The organism is Bordetella bronchialis, assembly GCF_001676705.1.
GTDB classification, from domain to species: Bacteria; Pseudomonadota; Gammaproteobacteria; order Burkholderiales; family Burkholderiaceae_B; genus Bordetella_C; species Bordetella_C bronchialis.
In genome coordinates this window covers 5,368,689-5,388,454 of sequence record NZ_CP016170.1, presented here as the reverse complement: position 1 = coordinate 5,388,454, position 19,766 = coordinate 5,368,689, and the positions used below count along the sequence as shown (strand labels likewise).

16 protein-coding genes are annotated in these 19,766 nt (G+C 68.2%); 9 read left to right on the top strand and 7 right to left on the bottom strand.

Features of this window, described 5'->3' with window-relative positions:
• Positions 1 to 127 precede the first annotated feature (127 nt).
• From hemE to BAU06_RS23575, 8 genes are all read left to right on the top strand, one after another.
• On the top strand, positions 128 to 1,210 hold the full coding sequence (gene hemE / locus BAU06_RS23610; protein ID WP_066356370.1) for a uroporphyrinogen decarboxylase: 1,083 nt from the start codon (positions 128 to 130) through the stop codon (positions 1,208 to 1,210).
• Between the two features lie 546 nt (positions 1,211 to 1,756).
• Positions 1,757 to 3,919 (top strand): primosomal protein N', encoded by a 2,163-nt coding sequence (locus BAU06_RS23605; protein WP_156770434.1) that lies wholly within the window; start codon positions 1,757 to 1,759, stop codon positions 3,917 to 3,919.
• Positions 3,920 to 3,928: 9 nt separating this feature from the next.
• Complete coding sequence (locus BAU06_RS23600) at positions 3,929 to 5,992, top strand: UvrD-helicase domain-containing protein (RefSeq protein ID WP_066356369.1); 2,064 nt, start codon at positions 3,929 to 3,931, stop codon at positions 5,990 to 5,992.
• Positions 5,993 to 6,151: 159 nt separating this feature from the next.
• On the top strand, positions 6,152 to 6,964 hold the full coding sequence (locus BAU06_RS23595) for an ABC transporter ATP-binding protein (protein ID WP_156770317.1): 813 nt from the start codon (positions 6,152 to 6,154) through the stop codon (positions 6,962 to 6,964).
• Positions 6,965 to 6,974: 10 nt separating this feature from the next.
• Positions 6,975 to 7,967, top strand: coding sequence for an ABC transporter substrate-binding protein (locus tag BAU06_RS23590; RefSeq protein WP_066356362.1), 993 nt, complete (start codon positions 6,975 to 6,977; stop codon positions 7,965 to 7,967).
• An 11-nt stretch (positions 7,968 to 7,978) separates the two neighbouring features.
• Positions 7,979 to 8,770, top strand: coding sequence for an ABC transporter permease (locus BAU06_RS23585; protein ID WP_197509371.1), 792 nt, complete (start codon positions 7,979 to 7,981; stop codon positions 8,768 to 8,770).
• The gene (locus BAU06_RS23580; RefSeq protein ID WP_066356356.1) at positions 8,760 to 9,542 is read left to right on the top strand and encodes an ABC transporter permease; all 783 of its coding nucleotides are present in this window, start codon (positions 8,760 to 8,762) and stop codon (positions 9,540 to 9,542) included. The genes BAU06_RS23585 and BAU06_RS23580 overlap by 11 nt, the downstream gene beginning before the upstream one ends.
• A gap of 98 nt (positions 9,543 to 9,640) precedes the next feature.
• Entirely contained in the window at positions 9,641 to 11,152 is a 1,512-nt protein-coding gene (locus BAU06_RS23575; protein ID WP_082993797.1) for a carboxylesterase/lipase family protein, read from the top strand.
• Between the two features lie 26 nt (positions 11,153 to 11,178).
• On the opposite strand, the gene BAU06_RS23570 is transcribed toward BAU06_RS23575, so the two are convergent.
• From BAU06_RS23570 to BAU06_RS23540, 7 genes are all read right to left on the bottom strand, one after another.
• Positions 11,179 to 12,327, bottom strand: a complete 1,149-nt coding sequence (locus BAU06_RS23570; protein WP_066356351.1) for a M20 family metallopeptidase — start codon at positions 12,325 to 12,327, stop codon at positions 11,179 to 11,181.
• Positions 12,328 to 12,386: 59 nt separating this feature from the next.
• Entirely contained in the window at positions 12,387 to 13,283 is an 897-nt protein-coding gene (locus BAU06_RS23565) for a hydrolase (protein ID WP_066356346.1), read from the bottom strand.
• Positions 13,284 to 13,329: 46 nt separating this feature from the next.
• Complete coding sequence (locus tag BAU06_RS23560; RefSeq protein WP_066356343.1) at positions 13,330 to 14,367, bottom strand: ABC transporter ATP-binding protein; 1,038 nt, start codon at positions 14,365 to 14,367, stop codon at positions 13,330 to 13,332.
• The gene (locus BAU06_RS23555; protein WP_066356341.1) at positions 14,364 to 15,347 is read right to left on the bottom strand and encodes an ABC transporter ATP-binding protein; all 984 of its coding nucleotides are present in this window, start codon (positions 15,345 to 15,347) and stop codon (positions 14,364 to 14,366) included. The genes BAU06_RS23560 and BAU06_RS23555 overlap by 4 nt, the downstream gene beginning before the upstream one ends.
• On the bottom strand, positions 15,344 to 16,261 hold the full coding sequence (locus BAU06_RS23550; RefSeq protein WP_066356339.1) for an ABC transporter permease: 918 nt from the start codon (positions 16,259 to 16,261) through the stop codon (positions 15,344 to 15,346). The genes BAU06_RS23555 and BAU06_RS23550 overlap by 4 nt, the downstream gene beginning before the upstream one ends.
• Positions 16,262 to 16,303: 42 nt before the next feature.
• Positions 16,304 to 17,281 (bottom strand): ABC transporter permease, encoded by a 978-nt coding sequence (locus BAU06_RS23545; RefSeq protein ID WP_066356337.1) that lies wholly within the window; start codon positions 17,279 to 17,281, stop codon positions 16,304 to 16,306.
• 109 nt (positions 17,282 to 17,390) lie between these two features.
• On the bottom strand, positions 17,391 to 18,368 hold the full coding sequence (locus BAU06_RS23540; protein WP_066356331.1) for a M14 family metallopeptidase: 978 nt from the start codon (positions 18,366 to 18,368) through the stop codon (positions 17,391 to 17,393).
• Positions 18,369 to 18,740: 372 nt separating this feature from the next.
• On the opposite strand from BAU06_RS23540, the gene BAU06_RS23535 reads away from it, so the two are divergent.
• Positions 18,741 to 19,727, top strand: a complete 987-nt coding sequence (locus tag BAU06_RS23535; protein WP_066356329.1) for a LysR family transcriptional regulator — start codon at positions 18,741 to 18,743, stop codon at positions 19,725 to 19,727.
• Positions 19,728 to 19,766 lie beyond the last annotated feature (39 nt).

The window sequence follows — 19,766 nt, the reverse complement described above, 5'->3', positions numbered from 1 at the left end:
TCCGCCGCGCGGACGGGCCCGCCCCAGGCGCGCGCGACCCGTCCCCGGGCGGGCAAACCCTGCGCGGCCGTACGGCCGGGACGGCCCGGCGGGTAAAATCGACGGCTTGGATTTTTCAAGGAATGCCGTGTCCGCCGTCCCTTTGCAAAACGATGTATTCCTGCGCGCCTTGCTGCGCCAGCCGGTGCCCTATACGCCGGTGTGGCTGATGCGGCAAGCCGGCCGCTACCTGCCCGAATACAACGCCACCCGGGCGCGGGCCGGATCGTTCCTGGGACTGGCACAGAACCCCGACCATGCCGCCGAGGTCACATTGCAGCCCCTGGAGCGGTACCCCTTGGATGCGGCCATCCTGTTCTCCGATATCCTGACCATCCCCGATGCCATGGGCCTGGGGCTGGACTTCCGCGCGGGGGAAGGGCCGCATTTCGAGCGGCCCGTGCGCACCGAGGCCGACGTCGCGGCATTGATGCCGCCCGATATGGACAGCCTGCGCTACGTGTTCGACGCCGTGTCCCTGATCCGCCGCGAACTGAACGGGCGCGTGCCGCTGATCGGCTTCGCGGGCAGCCCCTGGACCATCGCCTGTTACATGGTGGAAGGCAAGGGCAGCGACGATTACCGCCTGATCAAGAGCATGGCATATGGACGCCCCGACCTGATGCATCGGATGCTGCGGGTGAATGCCCAGGCCACCACCGACTATCTCAATGCGCAGATCGCCGCCGGCGCCCAGGCCGTGATGCTGTTCGACAGCTGGGGCGGTGTCCTGGCCGACGGGCTGTTCCAGGAATACTCGCTGGCCTACACGCGGCAGGTCATCGACGGCCTGACGCGCGAGCGGGACGGGCGCCGCGTGCCCGCCATCGTGTTTACCAAGGGCGGCGGCCTGTGGCTGGAAGACATCGCCGGTTGCGGCGCCGACGCCGTGGGCGTGGACTGGACGGTGAACCTGCGTCGCGCACGCGCCCGGGTGAACGATGCGGTGGCGCTGCAAGGCAACCTGGACCCCATGGCCCTGTTCGCGGGCGGCGCGGCGGTGCGGGCACAGGCGCGGCGTGTCATCGACGATTTCGGGCCGGTGGGCCGGGGCGGACATGTGTTCAATCTGGGCCACGGCATCTCGCAATTCACTCCGCCGGATGCCGTAGCCGAACTGGTCGATGAAGTGCATGCCTATAGCCGCGCGTTCCACGCCGCTCCGGCCTGAAGTGAGTGGTTGCTTTAGGGGGCTCCTACGTGCTTCCGGCAGGCCTTCCAGGCCCCGTTTTGCGCACTTGTGCACAGCAACGAAGGTGTGCGGCTTGACAGGGATGCCCTCTGTGTGCTTCTCCTATTTGTCTTTCAAGTCCTTGATTTTGCACGGAAAACTAATTTCCAGATTTTCCTTATCAGAGCGACCGTCCTGTGGTAAAGGGACGGGTTCTAAAAATCCCCGCGCTTTTCCCCAAAGTTATCCACAGGGCGGTTCCGGCCACATTTTCATTCGCAGGCAGTACAGGCGCTTAGCGAAAACTTCGAGAATTCACTTTAAATGCCGCAAGGCTCCAACTCATGCATTCGACCGATGGCGATGACTAAAGCGGGCTTCGCTCCGCCCGTCGGAACCGCCGTCGCGGGGACGGGGCCCCTGGCCGGAACGGCGGTCGGCGATACCGCGGCCGGTGTGGCGTCGCGCCTGGCATCGGCGCCGCAGGTGGGCCGGGTCGAGGCCGACAGCGCCGTGGCGGAGGGAGCCTCGGCGGCCGATGCGTCCATCGCCGGTGCGTCGACCGGCGATGCGTCCGACAGGGCGGCGCCCGCACGTGTCTGGATCCGGGTCGCGCTGGATGTCCCATTGCAGGGACCTTTCGACTACAGCCATGGCGGGGCGCTCGTGCCCGGCACCCGGGTCGTCGTCCCGTTCGGCCGCCGCCGTCTCGTCGGCATCGTGACGGATGTTCCCGAAGAACCGGCCATCGACCCTGTCCATATCAAACCCGTCGAGCGGGTGCTGGACGACCTGCCGCCGTTTACGTCGGACTGGCTGCGCCTGGCGCGCTTCGCCGCGTCCTACTATCACCGTCCGCTGGGCGAGGTGATGCTGCCGGCGCTGCCGCCACCCCTGCGCAAGCTGTCCGCCTACGAGGGTAAGCGATCGGGCGCGGGGCCGGTGGCGCGGTTCGACGCCAAACAGGCAAAGCAGGGCAAGGCGACGCCGGTCGCGCCGGGCGATCCGCCGCCGGCGGCCCTGGCCGCGCCCGACGACGATACGGACATCGATCCGCGCGAACCGGTGTTGAACGCCGAGCAGGAAGCCGCGGTGGCCGCGATCCAGGCAGTGCGCGGCTTCAAGCCGGTGCTGCTGCACGGCGTGACGGGCAGCGGCAAGACCGAGGTCTACCTGCGCGCGGCGCGCGCGGTGCTGGCACAAGGGCGCCAGGTATTGCTGATGGTGCCGGAAATCAATCTGACGCCCCAGCTGGAGGCGGTGCTGCGCGCCCGCCTGGACGCTGTCGCGGGGCCGGGATCGCTGGCGGTGCTGCATAGCGGCCTTTCGGACGGCGAACGCCTGCAGGCCTGGGTGCGCGCGCAGCGCGGGCAAGCGCGGGTGCTGCTGGGCACGCGCATGTCCATCTTCGCGCCCTTGCCCGAGCTGGGCCTGATCGTGGTGGACGAAGAGCACGACGCATCCTACAAGCAGCAGGACGGCTTGCGCTATTCGGCGCGCGACCTGGCCATATGGCGGGCGCGCGATCGCGACATCCCGGTGCTGCTGGGTTCCGCCACGCCGTCCCTGGAGAGCTGGCAGCAGGCGGAACGTGGACGCTACCTGCGGTTGACGCTGTCGGCGCGCGCCAAGGCCAGCCGGCTGCCCGAGGTGCGCCTGGTCGATACGCGGCGCCTGGCCATGAAGCAGGGCATGTCCCCGCAGTTGCTCGATGCGATCGGCCAGCGCCTGGAACGGGGCGAGCAATCGCTGGTCTTCCTGAACCGGCGCGGCTACGCGCCCGTGCTGCATTGCGCATCGTGCGCCTGGGTCAGCCATTGCCCCCGCTGCACGGCCTTCACGGTGCTGCACCGCGGTTCGGGGCCGGGCGGGCATATCCTGCAGTGCCATCATTGCGGCTACCAGGCGCGCGTGCCGCGCGCCTGCCCGGAGTGCGGCGACCAGGACCTGCAACCCATGGGGCGCGGCACGCAGCGCGTCGAGGAACATCTCGCGCAGCTCTTCCCGCAAGCGCGCATCCTGCGCATCGACGCGGACAGCACGCGCCGCAAGGGCAGCGCGCAAAGCCTGTTCGCCAGCGTCCATGCCGGCGAAGTCGACATCCTGGTCGGCACGCAGATGGTGGCCAAGGGCCACGATTTCGCCAGGCTGGGCCTGGTGGGCGTGCTCAATGCCGATGCCATGCTGTTCGCGCACGATTTCCGGGCGCCGGAAAGATTGTTCGCGCAGCTGATGCAGGTGGCGGGCCGTGCCGGCCGTCACACCGAAGGGGGCCAGGTGCTGATCCAAACAGGCTATCCCGAACAGCCCGTCTACCAGGCGCTGCTCCGCCACGATTACGCCGGCTTCGCCGGCCCCGCGCTGGCGGAGCGCGAAAGCACGGGCCTGCCGCCGTTCGCGCACCAGGCGCTGCTTACCGCGGAGGCGCGCGAACTGCCCCAGGCCCTGGCCTTCCTGCAGGCGGCCCGCGACCTGCCCGATGGCGAGATGGCGGCCTGTTTTCCCACGGCGGACACCGTAACGCGCTACGATCCGGTTCCGTTGCGGGTGGTGCGCGTGGCCAATATGGAGCGTGCGCAACTGCTGGTGGAAAGCGCCAGCCGTCCCGCGCTGCAGGCGTTCCTGGCCACGTGGGCCGCGATGCTGCACGATCTTCCCGCGGCTGCCCGCGTCCGCTGGCAGCTCGAGGTCGACCCCCTGGAAATCTGATCGCTCCCCATGTCCGACTCCCTGCCCGCCGGATTGAACCCCGCACAACGCGAAGCCGTGCTTTACCTGGGCGGCCCCTGCCTGGTGCTGGCGGGGGCCGGCAGCGGCAAGACCCGCGTCATCACGCAGAAGATCGCCTATCTGTTGCGCGAATGCGGCTACATGGGCCGCAATATCGTGGCGCTGACCTTCACCAACAAGGCGGCGCGCGAAATGGACGAGCGCGTCAAGACCCTGGTGGACCGCAAGCTTGCCAAGGGCCTGACCATCAGCACCTTCCACGCGCTGGGCGTGCGCTTCTTGCGCGAAGAAGCGCGGCATGCCGGACTGAAGCCGCAGTTCTCCATCCTGGACGCGGACGATGCCATGGGCATTATCCAGGAGCTGCTGGCGACGACGGACAAGGGCTGGCTGCGCACGGTGCAGACCACCATTTCCCTGTGGAAGAACGCCTTGCTGGACCCGGACGGCGCCGCCGCGGCGGCCAGCACGAAGGCCGAGATCGAGGCCGCGCGCGTGTACCGCAGCTATGCCGCGACCCTGGCGGCCTACCAGGCGGTGGATTTCGACGACCTGATCCGCATTCCGGCCCTATTGCTGGAACACAACGAAGAAGTCCGCACGCGCTGGCAGAACCGCGTGCGCTATCTGCTGGTGGACGAATACCAGGACACCAATGTGTGCCAGTACCGGCTGGTGCAACTGTTGACCGGCGACCGCGCGATGTTTACCGCGGTGGGCGACGACGACCAGGCCATCTACGCCTGGCGCGGCGCCACCATCGAAAACCTGGCCAAGCTGACCACCGACTATCCCGGCCTGAAACTGATCAAGCTGGAGCAGAACTACCGCTCCGTGCAGCGCATCCTGGCGGCGGCCAACAAGGTCATCGAAAAAAACCCCAAGCTGTTCGAGAAAAAGCTGTGGTCGGACCTGGGCGTGGGCGAACCCATCGTGATCACGCCCATGGATGGCGAAGAGGCGGAAGCCGAATCCATCGCCATGCGGATTTCCGCCGCCCGCTTCGAAAGGCAGGGGCAGTGGAAGGACTACGCCATCCTGTACCGTAGCAACCACCAGGCGCGCATCCTGGAACAGGCGCTGCGCAACCTGAAGATTCCCTACACCATCGCCGGCGGCCAGAGCTTTTTCGACAAGGCTGAGATCCGCGACATCCTTGCCTATCTGCGCCTGATCGCCAATGACCAGGACGACCCGGCCTTCATCCGCGCGGCGACCACGCCCCGGCGGGGTATCGGCCAGGGGACGCTGCAGACCCTGGGCCAATATGCGGCCGAGCGGCAGATACCCCTGTTCGAGGCGGTATTCGAACAAGGCGTGGACGCGCTGCTGCAGCCGCGCCAGCTGGAGTCGCTGCGGACCTTCGCGCAATTCATCCAGCGCATGCAGTGGCGGGCGGGACGGGGCGCGCCCGATGGCAGCAAGCCGGCCTCGGCCGAACCGGCGGGGGTGCTGCTGGACGACCTGCTGGGGGCCATCCAGTACGAGCGCCATCTATACGACATGTTCGACGAGAAACCGGCGCAGACGCGCTGGCAGAACGTGCTGGAACTGACGGGTTGGCTCAAGCGCAAGGCCGACGAGGACGGCATGACCTTGTTCGAGCTCGTGCAGCATGTCGCCCTGGTGACCATGCTGGAACGCGGCGAGGAAGAAGAACCCGATGCGGTCAAGCTGTCCACGCTGCACGCGTCCAAGGGGCTGGAGTATCCCCACGTCTACATGGCGGGTGTCGAAGAGGGCCTGCTGCCGCACCTGGGCAAGGACGACGAAGAAGGCGATCCCGCGCGCGCGGCCGAATCGCTGGCCATCCGCATCGAAGAGGAACGGCGCCTGATGTACGTGGGCATCACGCGCGCGCAACGCAGCCTGAACCTGAGCTGGTGCCGCAAGCGCCGGCGCGCGCGCGAAGACCTGGTGCGCGAACCCTCCCGCTTCATCGAGGAAATGGGCCTGGGGGACGCGAACTTCCCGGAGGACGAGGCCACGCGCGCCATGAGCCCGAAAGAGCGTCTTGGCATGCTCAAGGCCCTGTTGAACAAGGGCGGCTAGCCGGGCGTGGCGGCGCCGGCCGCGCGACCGGCCTAGGGACAACTCCCCTGGCGCCGTCGGGGCATCCCTGGTAAGGTGCGGGGCGCGCGTTTTGTATCCAAGCGGATACCAAACCTATTTGCCTGTCCCGCCGCCGTGTCCACCGCCGTTTCCGCCGCTATGCCCGCTCTCCAGGGAGCCGCGCAGGATCCCGTCATCGTGTTCGATCACGTCGATGTGGCGCTGGGCGGCCAACGCATCTACGACAAGCTCAGCTTCCAGGTCCGCCGGGGCGAGTTCCTGTGCATCCTGGGCCCGTCGGGCTGCGGCAAATCGACCTCGCTCAGGGTCATGGGCGGGCTGCTGCCGATCGCCGGCGGGCACGTCAGCGTCGCCGGACGCGGCCCCGACCAGGCCTGGCCGGAAATCGCCTTTGTTTTCCAGTCGCCCCGCCTGGTGGCCTGGCGCAATGTGCTGGACAACATCCTGCTGGCGTCGGAACTGCGCTTCGGCAAGGCGGGCAAGGACGAACGCGCGCGCCGCCGCCAGCGCGCCTTGGACCTGCTGGCCATGGTCGGCCTGGCCGCCGACGCGGGCAAGTATCCCTCGGCGCTGTCCGGCGGCGAACGCCAGCGCGTGGCCATCGCGCGCGCCCTGGCGGTGGATCCGCAAATCATCTTCATGGACGAGCCGTTTTCCGCGCTCGACCCCAACACCCGCCAGCGCATGCGCGCCGAGATCGAACAGATCTGGCAGCGTACCGGCAAGACCGTGGTGTTCGTGACCCACGACATCGACGAAGCCCTGCAACTGGCCGACCGCATCGTGCTGTTTTCCGGCAAGCCGACCGCCGTGCTGGAAACCATGACCATCGATATTCCACGGCCGCGCCGTCCGGACCACGACGTGCTCGCGGCCCATCGCCGCCATCTGGCCGGCCTGTTCCGCGGCATGGAGCCGGCGCCCGCCGATGCGCGGGCGGCGATGACCTAGGAGCCTACTCATGCATCGTCGCAGTATCCTGAAAATGGCCGCGCTGCCCGCCTTGTACGGCATCGCCGCGCCCGTGCTGGCGCAACAGCGCCCCACCGTCACCTACGCCTATCTGCTGGATCCCGCCTACGACGTCGTGACCTGGGCGATGCGCAACGGCAAGGTGGCGTCCTCGGCGATAGATGTGCAGGCGCGCGCGCTGGCCATTCCGCAGCTGATACAGGCCACCTCGGCCAAGCAGTACGACGTCATCATGGCGGCGGTGGTCAGCCTGCCCGCCGCGGTGCAGCGCGGGTTGTCGCTGAACGTGCTGGCGACGTCGCTGCGCGCCGCGCCGGCCGGCGAGGGCGCCGGCGTCTGGGTGCCGCGCGACAGTGCGCTGAAGACGCCGCAGGACCTGAAGGGCAAGACCCTGGGTTCCTATGGCCTGCGCTCGACCGGCTATACGCAGATCCGCATCGCCCTGACGAAAAAATACGGCCTGAACATGGCGCTGGAAGGCGGCGATGTCAGCCAGGTGGAAATCCAGGCGCCCAACCTGCCCGGCGCGCTGGCCTCGGGCAAGCTGGACGCCGCCACGCTGATCCACAGCCAGGCCTACCGGGCGCTGAAGTCGGGCGAATACCGCCTGATCGCCGAAACGGCGCGCGACAACAACGAGATCTTCAAGACGCGCTTCGTCAGCGCGGTCAATATCGCCTATCCGGAGCGCCTGTCCAAGCAGCCGGAGGCCTATATCGAGTTCTGCCGCGTCTTCCGCGAATCGCTCAAATACGCCATGGCGAACAAGGCGGAAGTCTTCGGCGCCGTCGGCAAGGAAAGCGGCCTGGAGCCGGATTTCTTCGAATGGTGGTTCAGCCGGAATTCCGAGGTCCCCGGCTATTTCAGCGAGGAACACGCCCAGGCCATCACCCTGTTCTACGAGCAGGCGCGCGACCTGGGCGTGCTGAAGTCCTATCCGGACATCCGCACGCTGGTATGGGACAAGGCGCCGCGCGCCTGAGGCCGGGCCCCATGTCGTCCACGATCAGCGCCCAGGGCCCGGCCGCCGCGCCGGCGCCACGGCGGCGCTGGGCGGCGCATCTTTTCACGCTGGCTTTCCTGGCGGTGTGGGAAGCCGCCTCGTGGGCGCTGCCGCCCTTCCTGCTGCCCGGCCCTGGCGAGGTCGCCATGGGCCTGTACCGTTTCCTGGCCACCCCGCACCAGGTATGGCACCTGGCGGTATCGATCGGCCACGTGCTGGGGGCGATCGGCCTGTCTTTCGTGATCGGCGCGCTGCTGGCGCTGCTGCCGTATTACTTCCCGGTCTGGCGGTTCGCGATCCAGCACCGGCTGGCGCCGCTCATCAATGCCTTTCCCGGCGTGGGATGGACGCTGCTGGCGGTGATGTGGTTCGGCATCAATTCCGGCGCGGTGATCTTTGCCATCAGCGCCGTGCTGACGCCCTTCGCGCTGGTCAACCTGTGGGCCGGCCTGAGCCACCTGGACGGCGACCTGCTGGAGATGTCCCGCAGCTATACGCGTTCGCGCTGGCGCCAGTTCCGCCTGGTGATCGTGCCGCTGCTGTATCCCTTCGTGTTCGCCACGCTGCGCATCATGTTCGGCGTGGCATGGAAGGTGACGTTGACGGCGGAGCTGTTCGGCGGCAATTCCGGCCTGGGTTACCTGATCAACATGGCGCGCCAGGACTTCGACACCGCGGCGATTTTCGTGTGCATCGTGCTTATCGTGATGTTCGTGTACGGCATGGACCGCCTGGTGTTTTCTCCCGTGCAGAACCGCTTGTCCCGACAGTATGCGCAATAGCTCCCGGACCGCCGCCGATCCCGCCGCCGCCGATTGGAAAGCCCGCCTGCTGGGCGACGGCCTGATCGCGGCCTTGCTGCTGGGATGGTGGCTGATGGCGCGCGGCTTGCCGGAGTTCGTGCTGCCGGGGCCGCTGGCCGTGGGGCGCCGGTTGGTGGACCTGTTCGTCGACCCGCAGTTCCTGGGGCACACGGCCATCTCGACGGTGCGCGTGGTCGTCTCCGTACTGCTCGCCGGGCTGATAGGCAGCGCGCTGGCCTTCCTGTCCCACGGCGCGCCTGCCCGCGAGGCCATCGTGCAGGACCGCATCAAGCCGGTGCTGAATTCCTTTCCCTCCATAGGCTGGGCGATTCTGGCGGCCATCTGGTTCGACGCCGGCAACTTCAGCGTGATCTTCGTCGAGGTCGCCATCCTGATTCCCTTCTGCCTGGTCAATGTCAGCGAAGGCCTGCGGGCCGTCGATCGCGAATTGCTGGAGATGGGACGCAGCTTCACGCGCCATCGGCTGCGCGTGTGGTGGCGCATTACCCTGCCGCTGCTGGCGCCCTACCTGCTGGCCGCCATACGCATCGCCTACGGGATAGGGTGGAAGATCGCGCTGGTGTCGGAACTGGTCGGCGCGCCGAGCGGCCTGGGATACCTGATGCTGCGTGCCCAGACCACCGCCGACAGCGTCACCTTCCTGGCGACCTGTTTCGCCATCGTGTTGCTTTTCGTCGCGGGGGAAAGGCTGGTGATCGCGCCGCTGGAACGCCGCTTTGCCGCGCGATAGGCGCGGCTGTCCACTGCCATGACCGAGTTGACCCCCCGCCGCCGCGCACCGGAACGCAGGTTCCGGATGCGGGCCGGTGACCGGGTCGGGAGATCCTGATGAACGATGCAAACGCCTCCATGCCGGAAGTCGCCACTCGCGCGGGCACGCTGCGCGGCCGCGTGGAGAACGGCATTGCCGTGTTCCGCGGCATTCCCTACGCCGCGCCGCCGGTGGGCGAGCTGCGCTTCGAGCCGCCGCGCGACCATGCCGGCTGGAGCGGCGTGCGCGATGCGCTGCAGGACGGGCCCATCGCGCCGCAGGGGCGATCCCGGCTCGCCCACGTCATGGGCGATTTCGAACGGCCGCAAAGCGAGGACTGCCTGACCCTGAACCTGTGGACGCCCCGGGCCGACGGACGGGGCAGGCCGGTGATGGTGTGGCTGCATGGCGGCGCCTATTCCAGCGGGGCCGGATCGCTGCCGTGGTATGCGGGCGACCGCTTCGCGGCGAACGGCGACGTCGTTTTCGTGTCGGTGAATTACCGGCTGGGGGCGCTGGGCTTCCTGTACCTGCCGGGCGTCAGCGAAGGCAATATGGGCCTGCTCGACCAGATGCAGGCCTTGCGCTGGATACGCGACAACATCTCGGCCTTCGGCGGCGACCCAGGCAATGTCACCGTGGTGGGCCAATCGGCCGGCGGCGGCTCCATCGCCGCCATGATGACCATGCCCGCGGCCAAGGGTCTGTTCCATCGCGCGATCCTGCAAAGCCCCGGCATGGGGCGTCCATCCCGTGGCGCCGCCGAAGCGGCGGAACTCGGCGCCCGCTACGCGCATTTCGCCGGTGTCGAGCCCGGCGACGAGCGGGCGCTGAAACAGGCGCCCGTGGCCAAGCTGCTGGCCGCCCAGGGCGAGCTGGCGCGCAGCCTGCAGGGCTTCGCCGTGCTGTCGCTGCCTTTTTCGCCGGTGCGGGACGGCCGCATCATCGAAGGCAATATCGTCGAACGCCTGCAAGGCGGCGCCGGCGCCGGCGTGGACGTGATGGTGGGCACCACGCGCGAGGAAATGGCCGCCTTCCATTGCGTGGACCAGGCCGTGCTGAACGCCGACGAGGCGGCCGCGCGGCAGGTCTTCGAACGGATCTGCGGGCCCGACTACCCGGCTTACTACGATGAATTCCGCCGCTTGCGTGCCGTGCCCAGCCCGGCCGCCATGCTGGGCGACCTGACGACCGACCAGGTGTTTCGCATGGGGAGTCTGCGGCTGGCCGAGGGGCAGGCCAAGGCCGGCCGCCCCGCCTACGTCTACCAGTTCGACTGGCAGTCGCCGGTGGTCGGTTTCAAGTCCTGCCATTGCCTGGACATCCCCTTCGTGTTCAACAACCGCGACAACTGGCGCGATTCGCCCATGCTGCAGGGGGCCGACGAAGCGGAATTCCAGGGCGTCGCCCATGCCATGCATTACGCCTGGATCGCGTTCGCGCGCGGCGGCGATCCCAACCACGACGGCCTGCCGCACTGGGCGCCCTACGACACGGCCCAACGTACGACCATGCGCTTCGACACGGTGATCGGGCCGGTCAACGACCTGGCCGGCCTGTCGTACCGCTTGCCGTGGCCGGCGATCTGAGGCGATTGCCGCGTACGGCAGGGGCCTTACTCCAGGTCTTTCAGCAGCAGATACCAGAACCGCGCCCGGGCGCCCAGCGTGCTGACCAGGATGTGTTCGTGCAGGGTATGCGCGCCGTCGCCGTCGGCGCCCAGACCGTCCAGCGTGGGGACGCCCATGGCGGACGTGAAATTGGCGTCGCTGCCGCCGCCCGTCATGGGCGCGTCGTCCAGCGTGAAGCCGGCGGCCGTGGCGAACAGCCGGGCCTTGCCCAGCAGCTGCGTGGTGGCTTCGGTCTTGACCATGGGCGGCCGGTTGAGTTCGACGTCGATGTCCAGGCTGACGTCCTGCCCCACGGGCCGCAGGCCGCGCAGGCGCTTCAGCGTGTCTTCCGCCGCCGGCATGTCGGGCACCCGGAAGTCGACCACGCAGCGGCACAGCGCGGGAACCGTGTTGGTGGCGGTGCCGCCCTCGATGGTGCCGACGCTGACGGTGACGCCGCGCGCATAGTCGGTGATGCTTTCCAGCGCCAGCACCTGGTGGGCCATTTCGCGGATGGCGCTGCGACCTTTCTCGTGGGCCACGCCCGCGTGCGCCGCATGGCCCTTTACGCTCAGGCGCAGCATGCCCGTGCCCTTGCGGGCCGTCACGCACTTGCCGCCATTGGCGCGGGCCGGTTCGCAAACCAGCCCGTAGCGGGCATTGCGCGCATAGGCCTCGATGGAAGCGCGCGAGGCATGGCTGCCGGTTTCCTCGTCCGGCACCAGCACCATATCCACCGGCAGGCGCGTCGCGCCCGGCGCCGACAGGCGGCCCAGGGCCTGCAGGGCCATGTAGATCCCCGCCTTCATGTCATAGCAGCCGGGACCGTACAGCTTGTCACCTTCGATGCGGTAGGGGGTTTCCTTCAGCGTGCCGATGGGATGCACGGTGTCCATGTGGGCCAGGATCAGGATGCCCGGCCGCGTGTCGTCCGCCGCGCGATTGCTGACGACCAGCAGCGGCCCGGTCGTGTCGCCCAGCGGCTTCAATTCCGTGCGCAGGCCGGCGGCCTGGGCGTCGGCCTGGACCAGCCTGGCCATGGCCGCCACGCCTTCCGGCGAGCTGGTGGGGGATTCGCATTCGATCCAGGTGCGCAGGCCGGCGGCGATGTCGGCCGACGAGGGCAGGGCGGGAGAGGAAGGCAGGGCGGACATGGGTTTCCTTGGTGGTTCGTCGGCGACGGGTGCCGCGTCGCGTAGCGGGATGGACGGGTTCAGGCGACGGTCTTGCCCGCCAGCCTGGCCATTTGTTCGTCGTCCGGCATGCGGCCTTCGAACCACAGGCTGGCGCACACCGCGGACATGGCCTTGCCGTCGTGGCCGATGCCGGGCACGGATTGCAGGGTCCAGTTGAACGGCACGCCCAGGCGGGTGGCCTCGCGCTTGCCGGCCTCGAAGTAATTGCGCGCGCGGGCGTAGCGGTGCGGACCCTGCCGCTTGGCCGCCGGTTCGGAAGGCAGGTTGGGGTCGTTGGTGGCGGTGTCCTGGTCGCCGGCAAGAATGGTCATGGGATAGGCCAGCAGCCGCACCAGGTGGTCCTGCGTCAGGCCCACGCCTTCCAGCCCTTCCGGGTAGGGGTGGTCGAAGGTGGGCAGCGTGTACCAGCCCGGGTTGCCCACGGCCACCGCCTTGAACGGGGCGTGCGACTGGCTGCTCATCAAGCGGTGCACGAACTGGCCGCCGGCGGAATGGCCGAACAGATAGGCCTGTTCGACCTCGGTGACGCCGGCCGTGCGTAGGTCGTTGAAGACGCGTTCGACCAGCACGTAGGTCCAGGCCGACACCGGACGCACATTGCCGCTGGGCGTGAAGACCCGTCCGTTGTTGTAGCTTTCGGTGCCGGGCCAGATCTCGTTGGAGAAGGTCGGCGCGACGATCAGCAGGTTGTGCTTGTCCGCCGCGGGAATCCAGAAGTCGCGGTAGTCGTCGCCATTGCGCAGCACGCCATGCTGCACGAAGACCACCGGCCGGTCGGGCGTATAGCCGTAGGGGCGGTAGGTGTTCAGGGTGAACGGCCGGTCGCTGTTGCGATCCTCGTCGATATACGGAATGGCGTTGCGGCCGGCGTGGTTCAGGTCCAGGCTGAGGCGTTCGGCGTTGGAGAGTTCCATGATGGTCCTGGGGATACGAGGAGCGAAGTCGTTGCGTGTCCGGGGGTCAGGCGGACCCGGCGCCCGCCAGGTCCTGCGGCAGGCGGGCGCCGGGGTCGTTCAGGTGGCAGGCCGACCAATGGCCGGGTGCGATCTCGGCCAACGCCGGCGCCTGTTCCCGGCAGCGCGGCATGGCATGGGGGCAGCGCGGGTGGAAGGTGCAGCCGGGCGGCGGCGCCAGCGGCGACGGGATTTCGCCCTTGATGGGCGTGAAGCGGCGCCCGCGCCGCGTCACGTCGGGGACTTCCGCCAGCAGCGCCTGGGTGTAGGGGTGATTCGCGCGCGCGAAGACTTCGGCCGCGGGCGCGGTTTCGACGATACGGCCCAGGTACATGATGGCGACGCGGTCGGAGATGTGCCGCACCACGCCCAGGTCGTGGCTGATGAACAGATAGGTGAAGTCGTTGCGCTCGCGCAGGTCCATGAACAGGTTGATGACCTGCGCCTGGATCGATACATCCAGCGCGGCGACCGGTTCGTCGCAGACCAGGAAGGACGGCTGCACCATCAAGGCGCGGGCGATGCCGATGCGCTGGCGCTGGCCGCCGGATATCTGGTGCGGGAAGCGGTCGCGGTAGTCCGCGCCCAGCCCGACGTCGGCCAGCGCGCGCTCGACCCGTGCCGGGATTTCGGCGGGCGGCGCCAGCTTGTGCACCTTCAGGGCCTCGCCCAGGATCTGGCGCACGCGATGGCGCGGGTTCAGGGAAGCCTGCGGATCCTGGAACACCATCTGCACGCCCAGCACGTAGTCCAGCCTGTCGCGGCCGCGCAGTTCTTGCACCGGCCGGCCGTTGTAGCGCAGCTCGCCGCGGCTGGGCGCGTGCAGGCCCGCCACCACGCGGCCCAGCGTGGACTTGCCGCAGCCGGATTCGCCCACCAGTCCCAGCACTTCGCCGGCCGCGATGCTCAGGCTGACGCCATGGACCGCGTGGACGACCGTGCGGTCCAGGGGCCGGCCGGCCAGCGCCAGCAGGCGTTGCGCCAGGTCGGGACGGCGTTCGAAGCGCTTGTGGATATCGCGCAGTTCGATGACGGGCGCGTTCATGCCTGGCCTCCGGCGCGGGCCACGGGCGCGTAGCAGTGGAAGGTGCGCGCGCCTTCTCGCGTGGCGCCCGGGAATTGTTCGGTGCAGCGGGTGACGGCGTTGCCGCAGCGCGGGCGGAACGGACAGCCGGAGGGCCGTGCCGACAGGCTGGGCGCCATGCCGTCGATCTGCCGCAGCCGCGTGCCGGGCTGCGCGGTGCCCGGCATGGAGCGCAGCAGGCCCTGCGTGTAGGGATGGCGCGGCGCGTCCAGGACTTCGTCCACGGGCCCGGTTTCCACGATGCGGCCGGCGTACATCACGGCGATGCGGTCGGCCAGTTCGGCGACGACGCCCAGATCGTGCGTGATCCAGATCAGCGCGGTGTCGCGCGTGCGGCAGATCTCCTGCATGCGATACAGGATCTGCCCCTGGATCGTGACGTCCAGCGCGGTGGTCGGTTCGTCGGCGATGATCAGGTCGGGGTTGTTCAACAGCGCGATGGCGATGGCCACGCGTTGCCGCATGCCGCCCGAGAATTCGTGCGGGAAGCTGCGCAGGCGCGCCTGCGGCGACGGGATGCCCACCATGGCCAGGGCTTCCGCGCAGCGCGACATGGCCTCGGCGCGGCTGACGTCTTCGTGGGTAAGAATGGTTTCCGCCATTTGCTCGCCGATGCGCAGCACCGGGTTGAGCGTCATCAGCGGGTCCTGGAAGATCATGGCGATGCGGTTGCCGCGCAGGCGGCGCATGCCCTCTTCGTCCAGCTTGCGCAGGTCCTGGCCCTTGAAGCGCACGTCGCCGGCGATGACTTCGCCTGGCGGATCGATCAGGCCCATCAGCGAGAACCCGGTCACGGACTTGCCGGAACCGGACTCGCCCACCAGGCCGAGGATTTCGCCGCGGCGCAGCGTCAGGTCCACGCCGTCGACGGCCGGCCACGCGCCGGCGGAAGTATGGAATGCGGTGCGCAGTCCGCGCACGTCCAGCAGAAGATCGCTCATCGTCGGGGATCCAGGCTTTCCCGCAGGCGATCGCCCAGGATGTTGATGGTCAGGATAAGAAACAGCAGCGCCAGCCCGGGGAACAGGCTGATCCAGTAATCGCCGGAAAGCAGGTACTGGAAGCCGTTGGCGATCAGCAGGCCCAGCGAGGGCTCGGTGATGGGCACGCCCACGCCCAGGAAGGACAGCGTGGCTTCCAGGGCGATGGCATGCGCGATCTGCACCGTGGCATAGACCAGGACGGGGCTGGCGCAGTTGGGCAGCAGGTGCACCAGCATGATGCGCCATGCCGGAAAGCCCAGGTTGATGGCGGCCTCGACGTATTCCTTGCGCCTTTCCTGCAGCGCGCGCCCGCGCATGATGCGCGCGTAATTGGCCCATTGCACGAGCACCAGCGCCAGGATCACCTTGTCGACGCCGCGCCCCAGCACGGCCAGCAGGACCAGCGCCACCAGGATGGAAGGAAAGCCCAGCACGAAGTCGACCAGCCGCATCAGCATCGCGTCCACCCGGCCGCCCACGTAGGCGGCCAGCAGGCCGACCGCGCTGCCGATCGCCGTGGCCAGCGCCACCGAGGTCAGCCCGACCAGCAGGCTGATGCGTATGCCATACAGGATCGCGCTCAACATGTCGCGGCCCTGGTCGTCCGTGCCCATCCAGTAGATGTGTCCGTCCATCGAGGCCGAGCGCGGCGGCAGGCGGCCGTCCATGATGCTCAGGTTGGCCAGGTCGTAGGGATTCTGCGGCGCGAAGAACGGCGCGATCAGGATGGCCAGCGCCAGCACGGCCAGCACGATGAGCGTGCCGCGCGCCGTGGGCCTGCCATGCAGCTTGCGCAGGATGGCGGCCCGCCTGGGGGTCTCGGCCAGGGGTGGCACGGTGCGCGTGCGGCCGGAGGAAACGGAATCTGGCATGGCGATGGAACGTGTTATCGGTCTGCGGCGGACGGGATGTCCTTAATGGGCGGGCGCGGCCAGCTGCACGCGCGGATCCAGCGCGGCATACAGGATGTCCACGATCAGGTTGATCACGACGAACAGGAATGTGACGAACATGACATACGCGACCACCACGGGGCGGTCCAGGTGGTAGACGCTGTCGATGAGCAGCTTGCCCATGCCCGGCCAGGCGAACACCGTTTCCGTGATGGTGGAGTAGGCGATCAGGTGGCCGAACTCCATGCCGACCACCGTAACCACCGGGATAAGGATATTGCGCAGGATGTGCCGGCCGACGATGCGGCCGGGGCGGATGCCCTTGGCGCGGGCGAACTTGACGTATTCCTGCTGCTCGGCTTCGGCCACGCCGGATGCCGTCATGCGCAGCACCAGCGCCACATTGGCCAGCGCCAGGTTCAGGGCGGGCATGGCCATGTGGGCCAGGCCGTCGCGCGTCAGGAAGGAAAACGGCACGCCCAGCACGCTGACGGTCTCGCCGCGGCCGGAGGCCGGCAGCCAGCCCAGCCAGACCGCGAACATCAGGATGAGCATCATGCCCAGCCAGAAGGCGGGCAGGGAAAAACCCAGCACCGATGTGGCCAGGATGCCGCGGCCCAGCGCGGTATCGCGTCGCAGGCCGGCCAGCAGGCCCAGCGGAATGCCCAGCAGACAGGTCAGCAGGATGGCGGCCACCACGAGCTCGAAGGTGGCGGGCAGCCGCTGCAGGATCAGCGAGATGGCCGGCACGCCCTGGACGAAAGACGTGCCCAGGTCGCCATGCAGCGCGCGCCACACGAAGCCGGCGTATTGCTGCCATATGGGCAGGTCCAGCCCGAGCCGGGCGATCATCTGCTGGCGATCCGCCAGGCTGGCTTCGGGACTGACCAGGAGTTCGATGGGATCGCCGACGGCGTAGACCGCGAAGAAGACGACGATGGATACAGCAAGAAGAACGAACAGGCTCTGTATGAGCCGGCGCAGGATGAACAATGCCACGCGGCAATTCCCCGATGATGTCTTTTGGATGTGGCGCAAGCGCGTGGCCGCTACTTTACTGCGGCCCGCGTCGGCAGGATAGTCCGGGAATGCGCGTCCGCGCGGCGTTTCAGCCGCGGGCGGCGATGGGCTGCGCCAGGCGTACCACCGTGACGCCCGCGCGGACGTTGGCCAGCGACGGCATGATCAGCACGCAGTCGTCGTAGGGCGTGACGACGGCTTCGCCTTCCGACCAGCCGATCACGGTGCCCGCCTTGGCCAGTTTTTCCAGGCCCTTCCAGGGTTCGGCGAAACGGAAGTCCGCGCTTTTGGCGGCGATGGCGTGCGTGACCCGCAAGGCCTCCTGGCTGGGCGCGGTGGGGGCGAACCAGCTGCCCGGCAGATCGGTGGATTCGACGATGCCCGACGCCACCAGGAAACGCGCGGTCTGGTCCATCGCCACATCGCGTGCCGCCATGGCGCCGTGGAAGCCGCATTCGATCAGCAGCGAACGCGTGCCGTTGTCGCCGGCCTCGCCGAACTTGCCGTAATCGCGCATGCGCACGCCGGCGGCGTGGCCCGCGTCGGCGATGATCTTGGCCGGATTGCCCAGGCTCAGCGCCAGGTCGATATTGCGTTGCCGCACGCCGGCCATCTGCAAGGGCACTTCCGAGTTACTCATGGAATGGATGTCCAGCAGCCAATCGGCTTTTTTCAGCCAGGGCAGGATCAGCGCCGCGCGGCGCCGCTCCTGCGTGCTGTCGTCGGCCAGCTTGTCGTCGCTCCATACCCGGTTCAGGTCTTCGTCCACGTACCGCGACGCGGCATAGTTGCTGGCCTCGAAGCGATCGAAGGCGGCCAGGTTGCAGAAGGCAAGCGTCAACGCGCCCGTGCGCGGACGCACGCCGTGCGCCAGGACGGCCTTCAGCGCCCAGGCACCGCACAGTTCGTTGCCGTGTATCAGCGCCGTCAGCATGACGCTGGGACCGGGCAGGCCCGAGTCGAAGTGCCAGATGCCTTCGGTACCCGTATTACCCAGGCGCTCCACGTTCAGGTCGGGACAGGGCAGCACGAACGGACGGACGGGAAGGCTGGCGGCGGGCGGCATCGAGGCTCCAGGTGCGCGGTTCAGATTGGGCAGCATGGGGAAGACAAGGGCGGAGGAGCGGCGCCGGCGGGGGGCTGGCGGCGTGTCGGGAGGCGGGTTTTGTGAGGCCATGATCGAAAGCAGGTGCGAGCCGCGCCGCGAACCGTAACGAGATCGGGAGTCGAGCGGCTGGATGAATGTAACAGCGTTCCCCCGGTGGGTCGCGTCCTGCGTGACAACGTTGCCCCCGTGTAGGCAGCGGCGTGCGCAAGGCATGCCCTGCCGGCTTTTTGTAAGAATTCTAAGGGTCGCGCACGGCCCAGGGCTATTAGAATATTTCGTCTTTGCATTGCCGAAAAGGCAAACCACCGCCTTGCCGCCGAGAGGTCGCCCATGCACGGTGTCGCTTTGAAGTATTTCGCCGAAGTCGCGGCCACGGGGAGCCTGAGCGCCGCGTCCGAACGCCTTTTCGTGGCCGTATCGGCAATCAGCCGGCAGATCGCCAAACTGGAGGCCGAAGTCGGCACGCCGCTGTTCCAGCGCATGTCGCGCGGCATGGTCTTGAGCGAAGCGGGCGAGCTCCTGCTGGCCCACGCCCGCCGTACCTTGCTCGAGGCCGAGGCCGTGCTCCAGGGCATCGCCGACCTGAGAGGCGCGCCAGGCGGGACGATACGCGTCGTCGCCACCGATGGCCCGGCCCATCATTTCCTGCCCGAGCTGATGTCGGCCTTCCGCGGCCGCCATCCGCACGCGCGCTTCAGCCTGCATGTGTGTTCCCAGGCCGAGGCGGTGCGCCGCGTGGCGGAAGGCCAGGCCGATCTGTCGGTTTCCTTCAACACCGAACACAGCCAGGGGACCGTGGCGCGGCACGCGATTTCCGCGCCCATCTACGCGGTGATGTGCCGCGCCCATCCGCTGGCGCGCCATCTCTGCGTGTCGCCCGGCCAGCTGTTGCCCTATCCGCTGGCGACCGCGGACTCGGCGTCGTCCACGCGCAAATTGCTGGAGCGCTGCTGGCGCCTGGAAGGCCTGCGGTTCGAGCCGGTATTCGTCAGCAACCTGTCGGCCGCCCTGATGTCCTTCGTGCGCAATTCCGACCGCGTGATGCTGGGCGCCTACCTGCCGGCGGTATCCGCGCTGCGGCGCGGCGGCCTGGTGGCGCGGCCCATCGACCATCCGGAAATGTCGACCCGCCGGCTGCAGGTGCACACCATGGAGGGCCGGCTGCTGCCCGGCATGGTAGAGGAATTCCTGGGCCACATCGCCGCATCGCTGGAAGGCATCGCGGAGGACGGCCCCTCTTACGGCGCGCCGCGCGCGCGCCCCAAACCGCGTGCCCGGCTCCCTGCCGCGCCACGCAAGACCCGCGCATTGGCTTAACCCGGCGGGCGCGGGTTATAGTTTGCGGCCACACTCCAC